The 2911-nt window shown below is 40.2% G+C and carries 2 protein-coding genes; one reads left to right on the forward strand and one right to left on the reverse strand.

Annotated features, from left to right (window positions below):
* Nucleotides 1–487: 487 nt before the first annotated feature.
* Complete coding sequence (locus tag U9Q77_07885) at nucleotides 488–1624, forward strand: ATP-binding protein (protein ID MEA3287280.1); 1137 nt, start codon at nucleotides 488–490, stop codon at nucleotides 1622–1624.
* A 1017-nt stretch (nucleotides 1625–2641) separates the two neighbouring features.
* Here U9Q77_07885 and U9Q77_07890 read toward each other — a convergent pair.
* Nucleotides 2642–2911: FlgD immunoglobulin-like domain containing protein (locus U9Q77_07890; GenBank protein MEA3287281.1), on the reverse strand; the 270-nt coding region annotated here is incomplete at its 5' end.

The following is a 2911-nucleotide window of genomic DNA, read 5'->3' on the forward strand; positions in this document are numbered from 1 at the left end:
ATAATTGCTTGCTAACATTAGCTTTAGTTGTCTACGTATAGTACTGTTACTATTGATACTTACCCCAGGCTTCAGCCTGGGGGTTATAAAAACCTTAAAAAAAGGAGGGCTTTAGCCCAACAATACTAGGCTAAAGCTCTAGGTAATAGTAGGTTATCATACCACCAAGCTAAAGCATGGGGTAAGCGTTGTCCATATTCTCACACAGCCTCTATACCCTTATATCCCTGACATCCTCGACTCCAGGTACGCATTTAGGGGAAGAACCTCTTTTTTTTCTGTAATTACGTGAAAGCCCACTAGCAAATCAATGAACCAGCTCCTTGTCAGGGCATAGCATGTAATGCGCAGACTGACTTGTCCAGGCGTAGCATGTAATGCGCAGACTGATTGAAACCTTATTCCTGTAGAATGACCATCTATCAGACTAATTTATATTGCATGTAATATTACTCATGAGTATTTTGTATTGAGGTTAATAATACTAATGACTGATATCAAGAGATATATCCATAATATCGTTGGCAACGACTTGAAAGAAAAAATGGTTTTTGTCGGTGGCCCACGACAAGTTGGAAAAACAACATTTGCCCTGTCATTCTTGTCTGAGGGCAGTGAAAAACATCCGGCCTATATCAATTGGGATTATGCTCAATCTCGTAAAAAATTGCTTGATGGTGAACTTCCTCCGAACCAGTCCATGATAATTTTTGATGAAATACATAAATATGCCCGTTGGCGAAATTTGGTAAAAGGCTTCTATGACGTATACAAAAAAGATATTGCCTTTTTAATTACTGGATCTGCCCGCTTGGATTATTACAAAAAAGGTGGAGATTCTCTACAGGGCAGATATCATTATCACCGCTTGCACCCGCTTTCACTCAGTGAGCTAAATTCAAATCCCACCCAGACCGATGTTGATCATTTATTAGAATTTGGTGGATTCCCTGAACCTCACCTTAAAGGACAAACCAGGTTTTGGAGACGATGGCAACGGGATAGAATTCAACGAGTAGTATATGACGACATTCGGGATTTAGAATTTATTAAAGATATAAGTTTGATGGAATTATTAGTAAATGAACTCCCCAATCGCGTTGGCTCACCTTTATCTATTCGCAAGATCCAGAGATTGCTGCAGGTGGCTCATCAAACTACTGAACGATGGTTAGATATCTTTGAACGAATGTATTATTCGTTTAGAATTCCTCCTTTGGGAACCACCAAAATCAGAGCTGTAAAAAAAGAACAAAAACTTTATTTATGGGATTGGTCTCTGGTGGAAGATAAAGGGCATCGCTTTGAGAATCTGGTAGCCTGTCAATTGTTAAAATATTGCCATTTCAAAGAAGACACTGAAGGTATTCCCATGGAATTACGATACATTCGCGATACCGATAAACGAGAAATTGACTTCGTTGTTTTGCAAAATAATCAACCTCTTTTTGCGGTAGAATCCAAAATAGGTGAACGACAATTAAATCAGGCTATCCCATATTTTAAAAAACGCTTAAATATTCCTCGTTTTTATCAAGTTCATTTAGGTCAAAAAGATATACTAAAAGACGGATTTCGTTTACTCCCCTTCGCGACTTTTTGCAAAGAATTAAATTTGCCCTGATTCTAATACCAAATGCATTTCCAAACGGTCCAATAGATTCAAAATATTTTTTCGTTTATCCAGCTTGACGCCTTCGCAAAAAGTCCCTCTCGCCCGCCTGCGTATAACTTCGTGCGGGCAGGCAGAGCGCGCAGAGCGTTGTATTGAGTTCATCGAAATGACGCATAGTGTTGATATATATGGATTTAGGAGTATTCACTATATATGGTTGTATTTAATGGTTTTAGGGCACATTTCATGAATTCACAGATACTTCTAGCGGTTTCGTCAAGCTTCAAGTTTTTTGCCTGCCTGCGCGGAGACCGACTTCGGCATAGGCAGGCATAGCCCTAGCTATGGTGGAAACTTTAAGTGAAGAGAAACGGAAAAAGATGCAGAAGCTATGGGTTGGATGGAAGTACAATTGGTATAACACAGCTCATCGAAATTGAGCAATTCATTTCGAGAGATAACCCCGACAGTGCTATTAAATTTGTCGATAGATTTATAGACCGTGGTGATCAAGTTTACAATTTTCCGTATAAGGGAAGCGTTGTACCGGAGTTTTCGTCGGATCAGATTAGGGAAGTATTTGAAAAGACATACCGAATCGTTTATCGAGTTACCGATGACCAAATAGAGATACTCACGGTGTTTGAAGGTCATCAATTGTTAAGACCTGGTGATATGCTATAGAGCATACTCCATACACAGCTCGAGGTAAATGAAGCTTGAACAAAATGACCGAGCCTTCGACAGCAGAACAAAAGGCTTCGATTAACTCAGCCTCCTTATTCCAAAGTGGACTCTGTCGCATACGCGCCAGTTCGTTAAACTCTGCCCCAAAAGGTTAACAAATAATGAGCGCGTGCGTCGTAGGCACGCAGAATATGAGCGTCTCATACAAGGGAATGGCTCGACTCGTGCTGAGTTGGCTAGACGGCTTGGGGTTAGTCGGGCTTGGGTTTCGACTGTGCTAAATAAATGCCCCTGAGTTTTGAGGTCAGGGGCTGCGTATTTGACAATCTCTTAGATATCCTAACGAATTAGAATAGCCTTTTGTACTGCTTTAAACTCAGGCGTGGAAAAAGAAATTAAATACACGCCACTGCTAACCTGGTTCCCTTCATTATTGTCACCGTTCCATTGCAATGAATAGTATCCAGCCGGTTTGAAAGATTCGTTTAAGTTCCAAATATTTCTGCCAAACATGTCATATATGGTAATTGATACATCTGATACTTTCGGTAGTTCATATCGAACCGTAACGCTTGGATTAAACGGGTTAGGAAATGCCGAATGCAATAT

The sequence above is a fragment of the Candidatus Neomarinimicrobiota bacterium genome (genome assembly GCA_034716895.1).
Lineage (GTDB): Bacteria > Fidelibacterota > UBA8477 > UBA8477 > JABMPR01 > JABMPR01.

Excerpts from the sequence above, each read along its gene's own strand:
- U9Q77_07885 (MEA3287280.1), top strand. The coding sequence starts at position 488 with ATGACTGATATCAAGAGATATATCCATAATATCGTTGGCAACGACTTG.